Genomic DNA, 19,222 nt, shown 5'->3' on the forward strand with positions numbered 1-19,222 from the left:
AAACACTTTAAATCGTATTATATGCAAATTTCAATGACAATCAATGGGAAAGAATATTCCCATGATATTGAGCCGCGTATTAGTTTGGCCCAATATTTACGAGAGAACTTAAACCTCACAGGAACACATATCGGTTGCGATACTAGTGGCTGTGGCGCATGTACAGTCACAGTAGATGGTGCTGCCGCAAAAGCCTGTACACTTTTAGCGGTCCAGGTAGATGGAAGTGAAATTACCACTATAGAGGGTATGGCGAATGGGAACGAAATGCATCCCATTCAAGAAGCCTTTAAAGAAAATCACGGATTGCAATGTGGCTTTTGTACGCCGGGCATGGTGATGACAGCCGCCGATATCCTCAAAAACAACCCGAATCCGACCGATGAGGAAATCAGACACGGACTCGAAGGCAACTTCTGTCGTTGTACCGGCTATCACAATATTGTCAAATCGATACAGCATGCCGCTGAAAAAATAAATGCATAAACTATGGAAACATTTATAGGAAAACCGATTAAGAGAAGAGAAGACGCCCGTTTTCTAAAAGGTGCCGGAAAATATACCGATGATATCAAGCTGATGGGAATGACCCATTCAGCCTTTGTACGTAGCCCTTATGCCCACGCAAAAATTTTAAGTATAGATACCGCTGCTGCTGAAAAAGCTGAAGGTGTTGTTGCAGTTTATACCGGAAGTGATGCCTGTGGAACTTTTGGTGTCCCTTGCGGATGGCAGGTGGATTTTAAGAATGGTGAAACCATGCGTGAACCTTTGCATCCTCTTTTAGCCAAGGATAAAATTCTTCATGTTGGCGAAGCCGTTGCCATTGTAATTGCTGAAACTTTGGAATTGGCGCGAGACGCTGCCGAATTGGTTCAGGTGAGTTACGAAGCCCTACCCGCAGTTACTTGTCCTAAAAAAGCAATGGAGGCGGGTGCACCGAAAGTCCATGACCAATGGGAAGACAATGCGGCCTTTGACTGGTGTATTGGTAATGACCGTACGGAGGTTGAAGCGGCTTTGGAAAGTGCCCATCACGTTACTGAAATGACATATAAGAACCATCGTTTGGCACCAAATGCCATAGAACCAAGAAGCTACATTTCGGACTATGATGTAAATGCCGACAAATGGACTTTATATACAAGTACCCAAAATCCACATTTAATTCGCTTATTGCTTTGTGCTTTTGTTTTGGGAATTCCCGAGCATAAAGTCAGAGTGCTTTCATATGATGTAGGTGGTGGATTTGGAAGTAAAATATATCATTATACCGAGGAAGCTTTGCTCACTTGGGTATCTAAAGAAATCGGAAGGCCAGTAAAATGGACATCCGATAGAACGGAAGCCTTTTTGACTGATGCACATGGTCGTGACCATATCGTACATTCCAAAATGGGCTTTGATGAAGATGGAAAAATCGTTGCCCACCTGACGGATGAATACTGTGCCATGGGTGCTTATCTTTCGACCTTTGCTCCGGCAGTACCGACCTATTTACATGGAACGCTTTTTCAGGGCGTATATACGACGCCATTAATTCACTTGAATGTTGTGGCACCATTTACGCATACTGTAGCTGTTGATGCCTATCGCGGTGCAGGACGACCTGAAGCTACCTATTTGCTGGAACGCATCATTTCGAAAGCTGCCAAGGAAATGGATATCGACCCGGCGGAATTAAGGTATAAAAATTTCATCCCTCCCTTTAACGGAACTTCAGAACCCGGGTTTCAAACTCAGGTTGCGCTGCAATATGATAGTGGGAATTACCATGGCGTTCTCAAAAGAGGACTTGAAATGTTAGGCTATGAGGATTTTAGAAAAGAACAAGCCGAAGCCCGCAAGAATGGAAAATTAATAGGTGTTGGAATATCAACTTATATTGAAGGTTGCGGAATTGCGCCGTCTGCTGTAGTAGGTTCCTTGGGTGCTCGTGCGGGACTCTATGAGGTAGGACATGTACGTGTACAACCAACTGGAAAAGTTTCAGTGTTTACGGGAGCACATTCTCACGGACAAGGCCATGAAACTGTTTTCGCTCAGTTTGTAGCCGATAAATTGGGTATCCATATGGATGATGTGGATATCGTACATGGCGATACCGACCAAGTTGCCTTTGGAATGGGAACTTACGGTTCTCGAAGTTTGGCCGTTGGAGGAAGCGCGATTATCAAAAGTGTTGAAAAAGTGCTGGAAAAAGGTGCTAAGATTGCTGCCCACAAACTTGAAGCAGCGGAAAGCGACCTTGAATATGCCGAAGGCAAATGGACGGTCAAAGGAACTGACAAATCCATTTCCTTTGGAGATGTTTCCCTGACCGCCTATGTACCACATGATTATCCAGAAGGTGTAGAACCTGGATTGGATTTCTCTAGTTTCTATGACCCAACAAATTTCACCTATCCCTTCGGAACGCATATAGCCGTTGTTGAGGTTGATCCAGATACAGGTAAGGTAGACCTGCAACGTTTTGTTGCCTGTGATGATGTTGGGAATGTCATGAATCCGATGATTGTAGATGGACAAATTCACGGTGGAGTAGTGCAAGGCGTTGGCCAAGCACTATTGGAAGAAGTCATCTATGATGGTGAAGGACAGATGGTCACAGGATCCTATATGGATTATGCCATGCCACGTGCAGATGATGTGCCGAATATAGAAACCGATAGAACTACAACGCCTTGTCCACATAACCCATTGGGTGTAAAAGGAGCAGGGGAGGCTGGAGCCATTGGCTCTACACCTGCTGTTGTAAATGCCGTAGTCGATGCCCTTTCTCATTTAGGCGTAACCGACATTCAAATGCCAGTCACGCCAAAACGTGTTTGGAAGGCAATGCAGACGCAAGCTTGAAGCACGAAGTTTGAAGCGAGGAGTACGAAGTTAGAAGTCTTAAGTCTTGGCTCTAGTTTCTTGTTTCTGTCTAATAGATTAAAAAATAGATAAAGATTCCCGCCTTCGCGGGAATTACAAAAAACAACAATTATGATACCAGCAAAATTTGATTATATAAAAGCTTCTTCCGTTAGTGAAGCGATTGGATTGCTCGAGAAGCACGGTGATGATGCAAAACTCCTTTCCGGGGGACATAGTTTGATTCCTGCAATGAAATTGCGATTGAGTCGACCGGAGGTATTGATTGATATCGGTGGAATTTCCGGATTGAATTCCATTTCTGAAGATGGAAATGAAATCGTCATTGGTGCGAATTGTACCCATGCGGATATTGTAAACTCCGATAGGATAAATTCCGATTTGAATATTCTGGCACAGACTGCCAAACATATTGGTGACATACAAGTCCGTAATCGCGGAACCATTGGTGGAAGTCTCGCTCATGCGGACCCAGCAGCCGATTACCCGGCGGTGGTTTTAGCCTGTGATGCAAAAATCGAGGTGGAAGGAAAAGGAGGAAAAAGAACTATTCCCGCAACGGAATTCTTCTTAGGTATTTTCACTACCGCCCTGGCCGAAGATGAAATCATTACCGCGATTCGTTTTCCAAAGGTTGCCAATGGTAACTATCAAAAATTCTTTCAGTCTGCTTCGCGTTTTGCCGTAGTGGGAGTAGCCGCAGTAAAAGATGGTGATTCGGTAAAAGTTGGGGTAACCGGTGTCTCCGGAACACCTTACCGCGCAACGGCCGTTGAAAATGCTTATTCTGGAAGTTCAGATGCAGCATCACATGCGGTCGATGGTATTGACGATTTGATGAGTGACCATTTTGCCGATGAGGAGTATCGTGCCCATTTGGCCAAAGTGATGGTCAAAAAGGCTCTCGAGGCCTAAATCTAGTGGAATGTCATCCTAAGCTTGTCGAAGCACTTGACGTAATTAATATTCCATGATATAAACCTCAATGTAAAACACATTGGGGTTTTCAATTTTGAATATCCTTGGTATGAATTGTAAAATTTAGTTCTGATTTGGTAGTGCAAAGATGAATATGGCGTTTGGATAGGCAACAGAATGACATTTATTTCGTGGTTATATCAAAAAAAGAGAAAAATTGTTTAGATTAAAATAGTTAAAATCAATCTTGAAATTGAAACAAAACAAATAATGAATAATGAAAATCAACATTTAAATGACAAAGATCCTGATGAATTGATTTCAAAAGCTGAAAATAATTCAGGTAAGGACTTGTATGATACAAAAAAGGAACCGAGAAAATCAATGGGAGTCTATTTGAAAAATCAAAATAGACTTATAATGAGTTCAATTGCGATTGCAGATAAGAAAGCAGCAATTTTAATTCGAATAAATACGGCGATAATTTCTGCTCTAATAGTATTTGAAAGTTACTTTGAAGGAAACTCATCGTTTAATAATCAGATTATTCCAATACTTATTATTGGACTATCTATTTCATTGATTTTTGCCATTCTTGCAGCAAAACCTTTCAGCTTTATTATGTATAAGGTCTTTAATAAAATCATCAAAAAGAAATATCCCAATTTAGAGGAGAATAACTTTATGATTTTTGAAGTTCCAGAATTTGAGAAATACGAATTATCAATGCAAAAGGTTTTAAAGAGTCAAAACTTGCAGATTGGTAACCTTACAAGATTTAATTATTTTATGAGCAAGAGCATATCGAGGAATTACTTACAACTAGAAATAGCATACACTGCTTTTTTAATTACATTCTTAATAGTTACCATATTTTATATAAGTTCAAACTACTTTTGAATTTTATGAAGTAATTAAATCGATAGGTGAGATAGACTACAAAAAAATATGATTAAAAGACCAATACTATTTCTTACATGCCTAATTCTTGTAATGGCTTGCAAAGAACAGCTACCACAAAAAGCAGAAGTAGCTGCAGTGACTGAGGTAAATTTCCAAGAAGAAAAAGCGGCCATTCTAAATACTTTGAACGGCGAAACCGAAGCTGCCTTCAGCCGGAATTATGAAGCTTGGCAAGACAAATGGGTACATGACCCGGATATGACTAAAGTCTATCTCAACTTTGCAGACAGCACCTTTTCTGAGTCCATCGGCTGGGAGGAGGTCGACCAATTCGTTAAGGACTATTTTGTTGCCCACCCTGAACCAGAGCCGCTACCCGAATTGGTAGATGACATCGATGTGCGTTTGTATGGCACTGGTGCATGGGTCACATACGAATCCGTAGATTCCCTACGTGGCCGTAAGCGCGAAACCCGCCTTATGGAAAAAGTGGATGGCCAATGGAAAATCGCAGGTATGCAAACCACCATTTATGGTGTGGAGGAAAAATGAGGAATGCTTCTATTCTTCTTGTATCTTAGCTCAGTACTCTAATGAAAAATGAAGAACATGGTATCTAAAATTTTCACATTACTTGTGATTTTATTTTCGACCCTATCCCTAATAGGGCAGAGTTCCTTTGAAACGGCCTATTCCGAAGGTAGCTGGCCTTCGGTAAAAAACCTTCAAATTGACTTTTATGACAATCAGGAAAATGAAACCTTTCTGCCTATTTCCATTATCAAAGGTAATACGGAAGGTCCTGTTTTTACGATGGTTGCTGGGGTACATGGGTATGAATATCCCCCTATTGTTGCCGTACAAGAATTGTTGCAAGAAATCAAGGCGTCAGCATTGACAGGTACGCTGATTGTGATTCCTATTGCCAGTACGAATTCCTTTTTCACACGTACGCCTTTTAAGAATGCGAACGATGGCGTTAATTTGAATGGTGCTTTTCCAGGAGAAGTAGAAGGAACCGTGACCCAACAGATTGCGCATTTTATTACAAAGGAAGTCATTCCTAAAACCAATGTGTTTTTGGATATCCATGGGGGAGATGCCAGTGAGGATTTGTTACCCTTCATTTGCTATTACAACAACGAGCAAAAACCCGAACAAACCCAATTGGCGAAGGAGCTTTCTGAGGTTAGTGGTTTTGAATATATCGTTTCCTATCCGTACACTTTAAAAGATAATGACCCTGCCAAATATGTTTTTAAACAAGCCGTACAAGATGGAAAAACGGGACTGAGTATTGAATCGGGAAAGTTGGGCAATGTGCAAAAAGATGCAGTGGATTTGATTAAAGTGGGTGTTTATAATATGCTCGATAAAATGGGGATGTACGACAATGCTAAGAGAACTGATATAACCCATAAGCATTTTAATAGTCAAGATTATATCCGCTCGCCAAACCAAGGCATATTTTACAGCGACTACAAAGCAGGAGATTCTGTAGAAGACGGCGCTGTGGTGGGAGTCATTAAAGATGTATTCGGGAAAGTGACGGCTGATATCAAGGCGCCCAAATCTGGAATTATCTTATACAAAATTGGTACACCTCCTGTCAGTAAAGATGAAACACTAATCTGTATTAGTAGCTTCGATAAATAGCACATTGATGAACCCTGAAATCTTAAGTTTAAGAAAAGAAATTCATGAAAACCCTGAATTGTCAGGGTTTGAATATGAAACCGCGAAGCGAATCCGGAATTTTATCGTGGAGCATCACCCGACAACTATGCTCGAGAATTTGGGTGGAACTGGAGTAGCCGCCATTTATAAATTCCCTAAAAAAGGACCATCGATTACCATTCGCTGCGAGTTGGATGCGTTGCCTATTCAAGAGGTTAATGATTTTGAGCATCAATCAAAAAACAAAGGCGTTTCCCATAAATGTGGGCATGATGGTCATATGGCCATCGTTTCAGGTTTAATATTTTGGTTGAAGGAACAATCTTTTGATTCTGGAGAAGTCATTCTATTGTTTCAACCTGCAGAGGAAAATGGAGAAGGGGCCTATCGCGTTCTACAAGATGAACGGTTCAAGAAACTGAAAACCGATTACATCTTTGCATTGCACAACATTCCCAAAGAACCACTTCATAGTGTCATACTCATGAAAAAAGGCTTTTCCGCGGAGGTTCAAAGTCTTATCATACGACTAAAAGGAAAAGAGTCTCATGCTGCGGAACCAGAGAACGGAATAAATCCGGCATTGGGCCTATCAGAGCTAGTAACCACCTTTTCAAGTCTTGAAGTCATTAATCCCGAAGATGAAAATTTTACCTTACTCACTCCCGTACATCTTAATATGGGGCAAAAGGCATACGGAGTCTCACCTGCTAATGGCGAATTACATTATACCATGCGTGCATGGAGTAGCGAGAACATGTCTGCTTTAAAAACGCAGATAAAATCGAGCGTGGAGAAAATATGCCAAACACAAAGACTTGCATACGAATTAGAATGGTTAGAACATTTTCCTGCTGCAGCCAATGATGTCGAAAGCAACATTTATGTTTCCAAAGCAGCGAAAGAAAATAATTTTCAAATCATAGAAAGGCCTTATCCATTTAAATTTGGCGAAGATTTTGGCTGGTTTTCAAAGGAATACAAAACAGCCATGTTTGGACTGGGGGCAGGGGAGGATATGCCTGCCTTGCACAATGCGGATTATGACTTTCCTGATGAGCTATTGGACACAGGAATTGCGATGTTCAAATTCATTATTTCAAGCATCTTGAAAGCGTAATGAAACTTTTTGGTAAAAGACTTTTAGTTTTTTTGGCAATCATCGTCCTTATTTTACTGATTCCACTAGTTGCTATGCAGTTTACAGATAAGGTCAACTGGGGTTTGGGTGATTTTTTGATTGCAGGATTCTTACTTTTCACAACGGCTATATTAATAGAACTTCTTACCCAAGGAATTCCGAATAGAACGCACCGACTTGTGCTCATCAGTTTAGTCTTTCTAGGATTTTTATTACTTTGGGCGGAGTTGGCGGTTGGCATCTTCGGAAGTGGAATTGCAGGAGATTAGGAATAAAAGTGTATTTTTCAAAGAACGTTAGTTCTATCGCTTTTATGAAAAATGAGCTTCCGCAAATACAGTTTGAATCCAGTTTCTTTCAAGTAGAAGGAATCGAGATTATTACACTTGAGGGTCTAATGCAACGACGTGAAAGTCTGAACCACTTTCCTGAAAAGCCACATCAACTTGAATTTTACGCTTTGGCCTACTATACGGCTGGAAGAACCAAACATTTGGTTGATTTTGTATGGCATGAAGTCAAAGCAAATACCCTATTATACTTGTCTAAAGGGCAGGTAAATGCTTTTAATTTCAAGGCTGATATCAAAGGCTACTTGATACTATTTACGGAGGACTATTTTATAAAGCAACTGAACAGATTACCGAATACGGAGGTGGTGCGTTTATTCAATTCTCATTTATTCTCGCCTAAACTTCAGATACCTGACAATTCTAAAGTTCAAAATTATATTGAACTGTTGTTCGCCGAGTTTTACGATGAGAAGGAATCTTATAACAAGGCCAATACTATTGATGCCCTCTTTACAGTACTTTTTTCAAAATTGGAACAGCTCAAAAAGTTTCAGACTTTTCATATAAAAGAATCCGAAAAGCTTTCTCAGTTTTTACAGTTTAAATCTTTGGTAGAACAGCACTTTACCCAAAGTAGAAACGCCGATTTCTATGCAGACAAAATGCATATGAGTTATAAGCATTTGAATAGTATATGCAAAGAAATTATCGATAGTACGGCAAAGCAATTTATTGATGCTTTTATAATACTAGAGTCGAAAAGGCGATTAATAAATTCCTCTGTAAAAAGCACCGAATTGGCCTTCAATATGGGTTTTGAAGAACCCACAAATTTTGTCAAGTACTTTAAGAAAAAGACTGGATTAACCCCAAATATGTTCAAAAATACTCATAAATAGAGTTGTAGGTTCGATATTTACCATTTTTGAATTCATTTTCACCTTTCTTTCGGTGTATCCTAATTTTAGATTTGTACCAACAAAATATCTAAAATATGAAATACACACTTATCGCAATTACCATGACCATGGCAATATGGTCTTGCAAATCACAGAAGAAAGAAGAAGTACCTATTGAAAATCAAAAAGAAGAAAAAATGGAAGTATCAAACAAAGAAAAAGCAATTGACGTTTTAAGTAGTTTAGAAACAGGTGACCAAAGTGCCATTGGGTATATCAACCCAGAAAAGTATACACAACACAACTTGGGCGTTGCTGATGGATTGGAAGGTTTCGGGGCTGTTCTACAGAATGCGCCCGAAGGTGGATTCAAGGCTAAAGTTGTGCGTGCCTATAAAGATGGTGACTATGTATTTACCCACACCATTTACGACTTTTTCGGACCGAAAATCGGTTTTGATGTATTTCGATTTGAAAACGGAAAAATTGTTGAACACTGGGATAACTTAATAGCTGTTGCACCTGCCAACTCTAGTGGGCGAACCCAAACAGATGGACCTTACGAAGCAACTGACCTTGAAAAGACCGCCGCTAACAAACAATTGGTAAGCGATTTTGTATCCACGATTCTGGTAAGAGGTGAAATGGACAAAATTGCCAATTTTATTGATGGAGCCGACGAGGCTTATTTACAACATAATCCTGCCGTGGCTGATGGTTTGTCGGGATTAGGAAAAGCATTGGAAGGAATGGCCAAACAAGGCATTTCTATGGTGTACAACACTACTCATAAAGTATTAGGAGAAGGTAATTTTGTCCTTGCCATTAGTGAAGGTACTCTTGGAGATGCTCCAACCTCTTACTACGATTTGTTTCGAGTTGCCGATGGTAAAATTGTTGAGCACTGGGATGTTATTGAGACGATAGCTCCAGAATCTGAATGGAAGAATAGCAATGGTAAGTTTAATTTTTAAAATTCTGCAGTATGAAACTTACTGTTATCTTTTTAATTAGCACCCTCGTTTTAACGAGTCAAAAGAAAACTGAGCCTGTAAAACCTTATGTTATAGAAGTAACAACTTTTAAGTATATAGCAACAGTTAATGCTGAGACATTTTGGGTAGCAGATGCTGAATTAGAAGCAGATTACACTAGTGTTCAACCCGGATTTATAAGTCGTGAAAGTGGTTTTTCACAAACAACTGGTGAAGTAGTCGTAGTGGTTCGCTGGAAGACTATGGCAGACGCAGAAGCCTCAATGCAGAAGTTTATAACGGATAAATCAGTTACAACCTATGCAAAGATGATTGATGTAAAAACGATGAAAATGAATCGTTACAGTGTGCATTAAGTTCCCCAATTCTTGCGTTTAAAGCGGGTTGGATGGTTATTCAATCCGCTTTTTTATGGCGTGGCTATTACATTTTGTTTTGCTACCAGTTGATCTCCCCATTCCGCAATAGCTTTGAGTAAGGGAATAAGTGTTTTGCCCAAATCGGTTAGGGAGTACTCTACTTTTAATGGAGGTTTCGAGGTATAGACCTTTCTTTTCACGATTCCGTCTTCTTCGAGATTCTTTAATTGTAAACTCAGCGTACGTTCGGTTACTGATATCATCTGTTTACGTAATTCATTATAGCGCAAAGGGCTATTTATCAAATGATATAAAATAACCGTTTTCCACTTGCCACCAATGATACCCATGGTGATACTTGTGCAACACGGGTATGTTTTGCCATTTACCTTGTACATAATACTTAAAATTTTGCTAAAATCGCTACTATACTTTTTGACCGTTATTGCAAAGATAAATCGCTATACTTAGTTTTGCAACTATATTTTTTATAGTTTAATAAAATACACTCGTATGAAAGCAATGATTATTAATGAATATGGTGAAAGTTCAGTATTCGCAAAAGAAGAAATAGCAATACCTTCCTTAAAGTCTGGGGAAGCACTCATTAAAATAGGGGCGTCTAGTGTTAATACGGTAGATACCATGATTCGAAAAATGGGTAAAGACCTGCCCTTATCACCAGATGCGCCTGCCATACTGGGTATGGACTTTGCCGGAACCATTGAATCTATTTCTGGGGACGTTACTGGGTTTTCAGTCGGAGATGAAGTATATGGTTGTGTTGGTGGTCTTGCTGAATTGCCGGGTACTTTGGCGGAGTATGTTGCGGCTGACGTCAAGCTTATAGCTAAAAAACCCAAAAATATAACTATGAAAGAAGCGGCCGCCATTCCGTTAGTAGGTATTACGGCTTACGAGGGTCTTGTGCGTGCTGGCATCACAGCAGGTCAAAGGGTATTGGTTCATGGAGGGTCCGGTGGTGTTGGTCATATAGCATTACAATTAGCAAAGCACTTTGGGGCAAATGTTTACTCCACAGGAGGAGGTGAAAAACAATTGGCACTCATTGAGGAACTTGGGGCAACCCCCATTAACTATAAAACGGAAACCGTTGAAGACTACGTTCAAAAACACACTAATGGTAATGGTTTTGATATTGTATATGATTCCGTTGGAGGAGGAAACCTGATCAATTCGTTTAATGCAGCGACGCTGAACGGTCATATTGCTACGACGGTTTCGCTATGCGAACTAGACCTCACATTAGCACATTTTAAAGGACTTTCGTTGCATGTAGTGTTTATGTTGATTCCCATGTTGCATGATCATAAACGCGAAGAGCACGGAAAAATATTGCAACATATCGCTGAAATAGTTGAAGGAGGAGGTCTACAAGTTGTACTAGACGAACAGTCTTTTTCACTGGAAGATGCCGGAAAGGCCCATGCACGTTTAGAGAGTGGGCAGGCCATTGGAAAAGTAGTCGTAGTAAATGAATAGCACATGTATACCAAAAAGCAATATCGCATATCGATTGTTCTGAGTTGGACAAAGCGTTATATTTTAATTTTTTTCCTACTTGCCATCATACCGGTTATTTTTTATGAACTGGCCGAATGGAAGTGGCTGCAATTACCTTGGTTGCCCATCGGACTTATTGGTACTGCCTTGGCTTTTATCAGCGGTTTTAAGAATAATGCCGCTTATGATAGACTCTGGGAAGCACGTAAAATCTATGGTGGCATTGTGAATGCATCAAGAACCTTGACTACTATGGTCAATGACTTTATTACGGACGAGTTTGCAGCTAAAAAATATTTGGACAGCGATCTTTTTAAAATTCGAAAGGAGATTATTATGAGACATGTTGCATGGATGACGGCCTTAAGATATTCCTTGAGGAAACCCAAAGAATGGGAATCTTCGTTTAGCAATAAATCGGATAAAGAGTTTATGAAAAGTATTGAGGTCGATGAATATAAATATTCGTTGAAAGAGCAGTTGGAAGGTTATTTATCAGATGCCGAACTAGAAGAGGTTCTCAGTAAAACGAACAAGCAAACGGGCTGTTTAAAACTCCAGTCGAATCATTTTAAAAAACTGAAAATAAGCGGTTTGATTGAAGACTTTCGACATATGGAATTCAAAAATAGTATTGAGGAGCTCTTTACATTACAGGGAAAAGCGGAGAGAATCAAAAATTTTCCATATCCCAGACAATTTGCGACCTTAAACATCATCTTTGTCTGGATTTTTATAATCCTAATTCCTTTTGGTTTAATGAATGAATTTGAAAACATTGGGGATAGGCTAATGCAGAGTCATGCCAATCTGATTACCAACAACTTTGTTTGGCTTTCTGTCCCGTTTAGTATGGTAATCTCTTGGATATTTATGTTGATGGAACGTGTTGGCGACACTTCAGAAAACCCTTTTGACGGAGGAATGAATAACGGAGTGCCCATAACCACAATGAGCAGAGGTATTGAAATCGATATCCGAGAGATGATCGATGACGACAAACAAGAAATACCCCAACCTTATCCAAAGACCAGAGATTCTCAAATGTAATGTTGAAAATTGTTCTAGGGAAAATGAAAAAAATAAGCTTTGTAGTTATGACAATCGGATTGTTGCACGCTTGCTCCAGTCCAAAGAAAAACAAGCCGGAAAGAATCCCGAAAATTGAAAACCCAACGAACAAAGTCCTATTAAGCTCCGAAATCGTTTGGGAAAAATTGAATCCGGCGAGAGGTGACCAAAGCCCCCAAGCTGGGACTATTTGGGGTGATAGAAAAGGAGAAGTGCCCACTGGGTTTTTAGCCAAATTTGTTGACGGCTTTTCGTCACCACCCCATATTCATAATGTAACCTACAGAGCAGTGGTTATCAAAGGGCGTATACATAATGACGACCCGGAAGCAGCAATGATATGGATGCCACATGGAAGTTTTTGGGCGCAGCCTGCCGGGGAATCACATATTACCGCTGCCAAAGGAGAAGAAAATATTGCCTTGGTAGAAATAGATAAGGGGCCATATTTGGTTAAGCCGATAGAAGAATCTTTTGACAATGGAGAGCGGCCTATAAATATCGATGCCACAAATGTGGTTTGGTTAAATAGCAAAAAAACAAATTGGATAGCTGCCGAAAGTAAAGCGGAAATAAGTTTTCTTTGGGATGATTCGAGTTCTAGAGGACTTTTTGTGAAACTTCCAAAAGGATTTAAAGGCACTTTAAGAACCAATGGGTCTGTCTTATATGCTGTGGTGATACAAGGCGAATTGAAGTATACCTTACCTCAAAATCAAGAAACCAAAACCCTAGATGTAGGAAGCTCTTTTAGTGCTACCGACAAGGCTATCCACGCAATAGCTAACACAAATAATGGAGTTATGCTATACATAAGAACAAATGGAAGTATTAAAATTTAGTAAAGATGAAAACGATTTTTATCACAGGAAGTACCGATGGCATTGGAAAAATTGCCGCATTTAGGTTTGCTGAAGCGGGTTGCGAAGTTGTTTTGCACGGCAGAAAACCTGAGAAGCTAGCCCAAACTGTCAATGAATTGAAATCTACTACGGGCAATGAAAACATAAAAGGATATCTCTCTGACTTCTCAGATTTGGAGAGTGTCAAAAAAATGGCAGATACCATAAGACAAGAAGTACCTAAAATAGATGTACTTATAAATAATGCAGGAATCTTTAAGAGTCCGGTTTCAACAACATCCAAGGGCCTAGATATCCGATTTGCCGTGAATTATTTGGCTCCTTATGTATTGACCAAAAGTCTTTTGCCAGTTCTTAAGGAAGGAAAGTCCCCTAGGATTATCAATTTGAGTTCGGCGGCACAGTCTTCGGTTTCATTGAATGCATTGAAGGGGAATAGTGAATTTTCTGCTCAGGAAGCGTATGCACAGAGTAAGTTAGCTTTAACGATGTGGAGTTTTGAATTGGCTAAAAACCATCAAGATATAGTTGTTATAGCAGTCAACCCCGGTTCTTTGTTAAATACCAAAATGGTAAAAGAAGCTTACGGGAATCACTGGTCTCCGGCAGAAAAGGGTTCCAATATCTTATACGATTTGGCCATTTCTGATGAATATCAAAATAGTACAGGGCAGTATTTTGATAATGATAAGGGAGAAACAAAAGGGTTTTTCGCCCCTGCTCACCCTGATACTGAGGATACTTCAAAAATCGAAAATTTGATTACTACAACGGAAAATCTTCTTACGGATTAATTCCAGAGCTTATGCAAAAACTAGATAAAATAGCAACAAGGGGAAAGCTTACGCTAGGACTGGTATTTCCGTTGGAATCCTATAGCGGTTCCATCGCAAAAATGGAAAATCAGGAAAAGCTTGCCCAAAGAGCGGAAGAACTGGGTTTTAAGGCGCTCTGGTTTAGGGATGTACCTTTTAATGATCCCAATTTTGGTGATGCGGGTCAATTGTATGACCCATGGGTATATATGACCCACATAATGAACCATACCAAAGAGATCGCTCTGGCAACGGGAAGTATCATTCTACCGCTGCGACATCCAGTACATACGGCAAAATCGATTCTAAGTTTACAAAAATTGTCGGGAGGAAGATTGATAATTGGCACTGCATCGGGTGACCGTCCTGTTGAGTATCCCGCTTTTAACCAAAATATTGAAAAAAGAGGGGAGTTGTTCAGGGATAGTTTTTTCTACATCAAGGCGTTACAAAAAGATTTTCCCACATATGAATCAGCTCACTATGGAGTAACAAACGGAGGTATTGATTTACTTCCGAAATACAAGCAAGAAACCCCGATGCTCGTCACAGGTCATTCCGGACAATCCCTTGAATGGATTGCCGAGCATGGCGATGGGTGGATTTATTACCCTAGGAACTTTAGTTTCCTTCAACATACCTTGACGGACTGGAATAATGCTTTAGAATCGACGGGACAATACTGGAAACCTTATATGCAATCCCTATATATTGACTTGTTGGAAGGCAAGAACGCCGCCCCTCAAGGAATTCATCTTGGATTTAAATCCGGTACGGACTATGCCCTTGAACACGTAAAGACCTTGGAAACCTATGGTGTAAATCATGTAATCATCAATCTTAAATATGGCTCAAGGCCTGCAGAGGAAGTTTTGGAAGAATTGGGAGCGGACATCGTGCCCCATTTCACCTAAATGTGGAAGGTTTATCAAAATAAAAGGACTTTAAGTCTGTCAATTTTGTAAGTTCATCAAACTCCTATGCAAATTATTTTCCAATTGTTAGTTGAACCGCACTTCAATAAAAGCTCGAACATTTTCTACGAAAAAGTTTCTCCAAATTTTATAAACTTCGATAGTATCGATAAGTTTTCCGTAGACATCATAGCTAGGTTTTTTTCATTGCTCAGAACCTTGTGTAATGACATCTTTTCGTTTTCCTAAAATTTCTACTATCCAATAAATAAGTTTCCCTATTCCGCCAACGAAAACAAATAAAAGAATCCAAACAAGAAGGGTATTACCTTGTTTTAAATTCGGATTCTGAACGGCATGCATGATATAGAAAATTAGACTACCAAGACTTGTAAATAGCATTAATAGTATAAAGACAAAGAAAATGCCCATACCAGCGAACATAGAGCTTGGTGGCATACCATTATTTGAATTTTCCAGCTCTGGAATTTGATTTACCATTGAAAAGATGAAAAAGAAGTATGCGATAAAAAAGAGAATAAACATGACAATAGGGCCAATTGCAAAAAAGCCTTGCCAGAATTTGTTGTGTAACATGATTTTAATTTTTTATGTAACGTTAATAGGGGTCATGGTATTTTAAAGAAGTTCTATATAGTCTATTTCCAAAGCAAAATTTTCTTCCTTTTTGTTTCCAATCAAAAAAGCGATTTCTGTCATTTCTATTCCTGAGTAATTCGGAAGGTCTAATAATCGTCCGCGAAAAGCGGGGTACATTTCTGAGAATTCAATGGACAGGATTTCCCAATCTCCCGAAGTCTTGATGTTTGCAATATAAGAATAGCGCTGCCGGTCATCCGCTTTTACCCGAAACTGATACGGTTTACCATCGCCTTTCAAACGGATTTGAATTTGGCTAAATTTCGAAGTGTCTTTTGTTTCGAAGCGATAACGGACTGATGAAAATCCGCCGTAGTTCTCTAAGGAGACGTTCCCACGAAAAAATCCATGCCCTTCTGAGTTGATAGAAAATATTCCTTGCGATAAACCTCCCATGACGCCATCATTGACGACTCTCCAATCTTCAGTACTTACTTTATCATTGAAATCAAATAGGGGAGTTCCGTCCATAAAAGCGAGAATAAATAAAATATTAAAAACTAAATGCATTGTATTTGAAAGATACGACATATTCGAATTAACTTTCGGAATGATTCTTGTGACTGGAAGCTAAGACCACAAAATCCCATCAAGATATGCAAAGAATACTTCCTTTATTTGGTTTGCTCGTGGTTTTTGCCTGTAGCCCGGAAGACAACTTAAAGAGTATTGAAACTATCGAGAATACTGATATGATAGAAGAATCTGAATCTTCAAATATTCCGGAAGGTCCTGTTTTTGATGGTCGAAATAAAGAAACAATACTCGACTATTTAGAGACGTTAATTGCGAATAAGCAACTTATTGTAGGGCAACAGTGTGGTGACGCCCCTGATTCAACTTGGTGGTATTACAATACCTATGTAGACCAATTGGCCGATGAAACCGGGAAACACGTAGGCTTGATAGGAGCTGATTTTGGCTGGTTTAATGGTGATAATTACCCAGTTCAAACACTAATCGACCACTGGCGTGATGGTGGTTTAGTTACCGTAAGTTGGCATGCTGATAATCCGTTTGTCGACAAGGTAGATGTGTACTGGGATACGGTAAATGATAAAGACCAAATCAATTTAAAATCACTATTAAAAGGAGCATCAGAAACAAAAGCACGGGCGAGCTATCGTACAGAACTAGATAAAGTTGCTGGTGCTTTGCAAAAACTAAGAGATGCCGGAGTTACTGTAATTTGGAGGCCTTTCCACGAGATGAATGGGGATTTCTTTTGGTGGGGAACCAATGCGAATGGAAACCGACAAACGAATGAAGAAGATTATAAAGCGCTGTGGATTGACTTGTACAATACGTTCAAATGGGATTACGGATTGGACAATTTAATATGGGCCTACTCCGTGGTGCCTAGTGAGACTTGGTATGCTGCAGTAACGGTATATTACCCCGGGGATGAATATGTTGATTTGGTAGGAATGGATTACTACGGTAACCAGCCTGATTTTCCACATTATGAAGAACTAATAACGCTGGGAAAACCTATTGTCATGTCAGAATCGGGTCCGAGAGAAACAGGTTATGGTAATTGGAATATGATGGATTTCGCCAATCTGTTAAAGGGTAAAGCTGCGTATTTTCTACAATGGCACAGCTGGAACGGAGCGAAAGTCGCAATCAAAGACAACAAAAATTTTATGGAAATGATGGATAGTGATTTTGTTATTACCAGAGATGAGTTGCTACCTACTTCATTTTAGGCTTTCGCTTCTTACTGGATTTGGCGAGTGGGTTAAAATCTAAACACATCTGAATCCAACTTTCCAGGTCCTTGTCCGTATCAATACCCTCTTCTGTAACAAAAACATAACCTTTCATTACTCGACCAGTAAAGTTCATTACAGAACAATGGGGTTTTGCCAGCGCACTCTTATATTGCTCTAGACCAACTCTTGCCATAAGAAAAGACGAATTGGATTCCTTATCGATATGCATTCCAAAACACATTTTGCCATCCACCATAAAACAAAGTCCGCCCATCATTTTCTTTTCTTCAATTGCAGTGATTGATTTTCCTTTTAAAATTTGTCGCGCCCGGTCGGCTAAAAATTCATCGTATGCCATGAGTTATATAGATTTAGCCTTTTGACGTTACCGTTCAAAATTTACGGAACATTCCCTTAAAAAAGCCTACTGTGTAATCAAGATACTATTAAAAATGTACTTTTTTGATAATTGACTATCATGAAACTTTTATATTTAGGGTATATGGTACATCCTAAAAATATACGTCGTGTAAAACAGATTTTACCGTTTGTGGCATTTTGGCTTATTTTTTCTCTAGTGTATTCATTAATTGAATATGGAATCATAGGAGACTTGGGACATTACCCTTCTACTGGAAATCTCTACAATTTTAAAGGAAACCTTTTGTTTGGTGTTTCGGTCTGCCTAATTGTTGGATTACTTCAAGGTTGTATAGAAGTTCTTTGGTTAAGAAAACGATTTATACACCAACCTTTATGGGTAAAAGTGGTTTTGAAAACGATATTCTACCTTCTTTTTATTTCCTTTTTTCTGATATTGTTTTCTACCTTGAATAGTCTTATAAACTTTACAGAGGGCGATATAAATTTCGCTTTTGAAGAGCTAGAAAAGTTTGCGGGCAGCTTTGCTTTTTGGAGTATTGTGATTTACATAAGTGTAGCCATTGGAATGGCAATATTATTTTCAGAAATGAGTCAACATCTAGGCGATGGGGTATTGTACAATTTCTTATTTGGAAAATACCATCGCCCGATTCATGAGACCCGAATTTTCATGTTTTTGGATATGAAGGGCTCAACTTCCATAGCTGAAAATATAGGACATAAAAGATATTTTAACCTTTTAAAGGAATATTATGCAGATATGACCAATGCGATTTTAGAAACCTCAGGAGATATATACCAGTACGTAGGAGATGAAATCGTCGTCTCATGGACTAAAAGAGATGGACTCTACAAAAATAATTGTATTCGTTGTTTTGAAAAAATACATTATGCTATCCAACAAAAAAAAGAAATATACGGCAATCATTTTGGGACGGTGCCAGAATTCAAAGCGGGCTATCATATTGGAGAAGTAACCACAGGAGAAATCGGAATTATTAAGAAAGATATTATTTATACAGGAGATATTCTGAATACCGCAGCTCGTATTCAATCACAATGCAATAGCTATAATGCACAAGCTCTTATATCTGAGAATCTACTTGATGAATTGCAGAAAAAGGAACCCATAGATTGCAAGCAAATAGGCTCACTTACACTTCGTGGTAAAAAAGAATCCATTCAATTGTTTAGCGTAGTTTTCAAAAATTGAT

The 19,222-nt window shown here is 39.3% G+C and carries 22 protein-coding genes; 18 read left to right on the forward strand and 4 right to left on the reverse strand.

Annotated features, from left to right (window positions below):
* Positions 1-21 precede the first annotated feature (21 nt).
* The 11 genes from FEE95_RS10015 to FEE95_RS10065 all read left to right on the forward strand — a co-directional run bounded on the left by FEE95_RS10015 (position 22) and on the right by FEE95_RS10065 (position 10,059).
* Positions 22-486 (forward strand): (2Fe-2S)-binding protein, encoded by a 465-nt coding sequence (locus FEE95_RS10015; RefSeq protein WP_138657809.1) that lies wholly within the window; start codon positions 22-24, stop codon positions 484-486.
* A gap of 3 nt (positions 487-489) precedes the next feature.
* The gene (locus FEE95_RS10020; protein ID WP_138657810.1) at positions 490-2,856 is read left to right on the forward strand and encodes a xanthine dehydrogenase family protein molybdopterin-binding subunit; all 2,367 of its coding nucleotides are present in this window, start codon (positions 490-492) and stop codon (positions 2,854-2,856) included.
* Between the two features lie 132 nt (positions 2,857-2,988).
* Positions 2,989-3,792 carry an FAD binding domain-containing protein gene (locus FEE95_RS10025; RefSeq protein ID WP_138657811.1) on the forward strand — a complete coding sequence of 268 codons (804 nt, stop codon included), beginning with the start codon at positions 2,989-2,991 and terminating at the stop codon, positions 3,790-3,792.
* Positions 3,793-4,065: 273 nt separating this feature from the next.
* Complete coding sequence (locus FEE95_RS10030) at positions 4,066-4,695, forward strand: hypothetical protein (RefSeq protein ID WP_138657812.1); 630 nt, start codon at positions 4,066-4,068, stop codon at positions 4,693-4,695.
* A gap of 93 nt (positions 4,696-4,788) precedes the next feature.
* Positions 4,789-5,250: a nuclear transport factor 2 family protein gene (locus tag FEE95_RS10035; protein WP_171037023.1), complete on the forward strand. Its 462-nt coding sequence runs from the start codon at positions 4,789-4,791 to the stop codon at positions 5,248-5,250.
* 57 nt (positions 5,251-5,307) lie between these two features.
* Positions 5,308-6,354, forward strand: coding sequence for a succinylglutamate desuccinylase/aspartoacylase domain-containing protein (locus FEE95_RS10040; RefSeq protein ID WP_138657814.1), 1,047 nt, complete (start codon positions 5,308-5,310; stop codon positions 6,352-6,354).
* Between the two features lie 7 nt (positions 6,355-6,361).
* A complete protein-coding gene (locus FEE95_RS10045) occupies positions 6,362-7,495 on the forward strand; it encodes an amidohydrolase (RefSeq protein ID WP_138657815.1) in 1,134 nt (377 codons plus the stop codon).
* Positions 7,495-7,785, forward strand: a complete 291-nt coding sequence (locus FEE95_RS10050) for a hypothetical protein (protein WP_138657816.1) — start codon at positions 7,495-7,497, stop codon at positions 7,783-7,785. Before FEE95_RS10045 ends, FEE95_RS10050 begins: the two co-directional genes overlap by 1 nt.
* Before the next feature lie 44 nt (positions 7,786-7,829).
* A complete protein-coding gene (locus FEE95_RS10055; RefSeq protein WP_138657817.1) occupies positions 7,830-8,708 on the forward strand; it encodes a helix-turn-helix domain-containing protein in 879 nt (292 codons plus the stop codon).
* A gap of 95 nt (positions 8,709-8,803) precedes the next feature.
* Entirely contained in the window at positions 8,804-9,682 is an 879-nt protein-coding gene (locus FEE95_RS10060; RefSeq protein ID WP_138657818.1) for a nuclear transport factor 2 family protein, read from the forward strand.
* A gap of 11 nt (positions 9,683-9,693) precedes the next feature.
* The gene (locus FEE95_RS10065) at positions 9,694-10,059 is read left to right on the forward strand and encodes a hypothetical protein (RefSeq protein ID WP_138657819.1); all 366 of its coding nucleotides are present in this window, start codon (positions 9,694-9,696) and stop codon (positions 10,057-10,059) included.
* Positions 10,060-10,112: 53 nt separating this feature from the next.
* Here FEE95_RS10065 and FEE95_RS10070 read toward each other — a convergent pair whose 3' ends face one another.
* A complete protein-coding gene (locus FEE95_RS10070; RefSeq protein ID WP_138657820.1) occupies positions 10,113-10,460 on the reverse strand; it encodes a winged helix-turn-helix transcriptional regulator in 348 nt (115 codons plus the stop codon).
* Positions 10,461-10,575: 115 nt separating this feature from the next.
* Between FEE95_RS10070 and FEE95_RS10075 the strand changes: the two genes are divergently transcribed.
* Genes FEE95_RS10075 through FEE95_RS10095 form a run of 5 tightly spaced genes read left to right on the forward strand, consistent with a single transcriptional unit; the run spans position 10,576 to position 15,249 of the window.
* Positions 10,576-11,565 (forward strand): zinc-dependent alcohol dehydrogenase family protein, encoded by a 990-nt coding sequence (locus FEE95_RS10075; protein WP_138657821.1) that lies wholly within the window; start codon positions 10,576-10,578, stop codon positions 11,563-11,565.
* Positions 11,566-11,568: 3 nt separating this feature from the next.
* On the forward strand, positions 11,569-12,636 hold the full coding sequence (locus FEE95_RS10080) for a bestrophin family protein (RefSeq protein WP_138657822.1): 1,068 nt from the start codon (positions 11,569-11,571) through the stop codon (positions 12,634-12,636).
* A gap of 23 nt (positions 12,637-12,659) precedes the next feature.
* Complete coding sequence (locus FEE95_RS10085) at positions 12,660-13,499, forward strand: DUF4437 domain-containing protein (protein WP_138657823.1); 840 nt, start codon at positions 12,660-12,662, stop codon at positions 13,497-13,499.
* A 5-nt stretch (positions 13,500-13,504) separates the two neighbouring features.
* Positions 13,505-14,314 carry an SDR family NAD(P)-dependent oxidoreductase gene (locus FEE95_RS10090; RefSeq protein WP_138657824.1) on the forward strand — a complete coding sequence of 270 codons (810 nt, stop codon included), beginning with the start codon at positions 13,505-13,507 and terminating at the stop codon, positions 14,312-14,314.
* Between the two features lie 11 nt (positions 14,315-14,325).
* Positions 14,326-15,249 (forward strand): LLM class oxidoreductase, encoded by a 924-nt coding sequence (locus FEE95_RS10095; RefSeq protein ID WP_138657825.1) that lies wholly within the window; start codon positions 14,326-14,328, stop codon positions 15,247-15,249.
* 204 nt (positions 15,250-15,453) lie between these two features.
* On the opposite strand, the gene FEE95_RS10100 is transcribed toward FEE95_RS10095, so the two are convergent.
* Positions 15,454-15,846 (reverse strand): hypothetical protein, encoded by a 393-nt coding sequence (locus FEE95_RS10100; protein WP_138657826.1) that lies wholly within the window; start codon positions 15,844-15,846, stop codon positions 15,454-15,456.
* A gap of 42 nt (positions 15,847-15,888) precedes the next feature.
* Positions 15,889-16,440, reverse strand: a complete 552-nt coding sequence (locus FEE95_RS10105; RefSeq protein WP_238474549.1) for a CIA30 family protein — start codon at positions 16,438-16,440, stop codon at positions 15,889-15,891.
* 65 nt (positions 16,441-16,505) lie between these two features.
* On the opposite strand from FEE95_RS10105, the gene FEE95_RS10110 reads away from it, so the two are divergent.
* Positions 16,506-17,618, forward strand: coding sequence for a glycosyl hydrolase (locus FEE95_RS10110; RefSeq protein WP_138657827.1), 1,113 nt, complete (start codon positions 16,506-16,508; stop codon positions 17,616-17,618).
* Here FEE95_RS10110 and FEE95_RS10115 read toward each other — a convergent pair.
* Positions 17,605-17,982, reverse strand: a complete 378-nt coding sequence (locus FEE95_RS10115; protein WP_138657828.1) for a TfoX/Sxy family protein — start codon at positions 17,980-17,982, stop codon at positions 17,605-17,607. The two genes, FEE95_RS10110 and FEE95_RS10115, sit on opposite strands and share 14 nt — an antisense overlap.
* A gap of 120 nt (positions 17,983-18,102) precedes the next feature.
* Between FEE95_RS10115 and FEE95_RS10120 the strand changes: the two genes are divergently transcribed.
* The gene (locus tag FEE95_RS10120; protein ID WP_138657829.1) at positions 18,103-19,221 is read left to right on the forward strand and encodes an adenylate/guanylate cyclase domain-containing protein; all 1,119 of its coding nucleotides are present in this window, start codon (positions 18,103-18,105) and stop codon (positions 19,219-19,221) included.
* Position 19,222: the final 1 nt, after the last annotated feature.

Origin of the sequence: Maribacter algarum (ex Zhang et al. 2020) (assembly GCF_005885635.1) — a bacterium.
GTDB lineage: Bacteria > Bacteroidota > Bacteroidia > Flavobacteriales > Flavobacteriaceae > Maribacter_C > Maribacter_C algarum.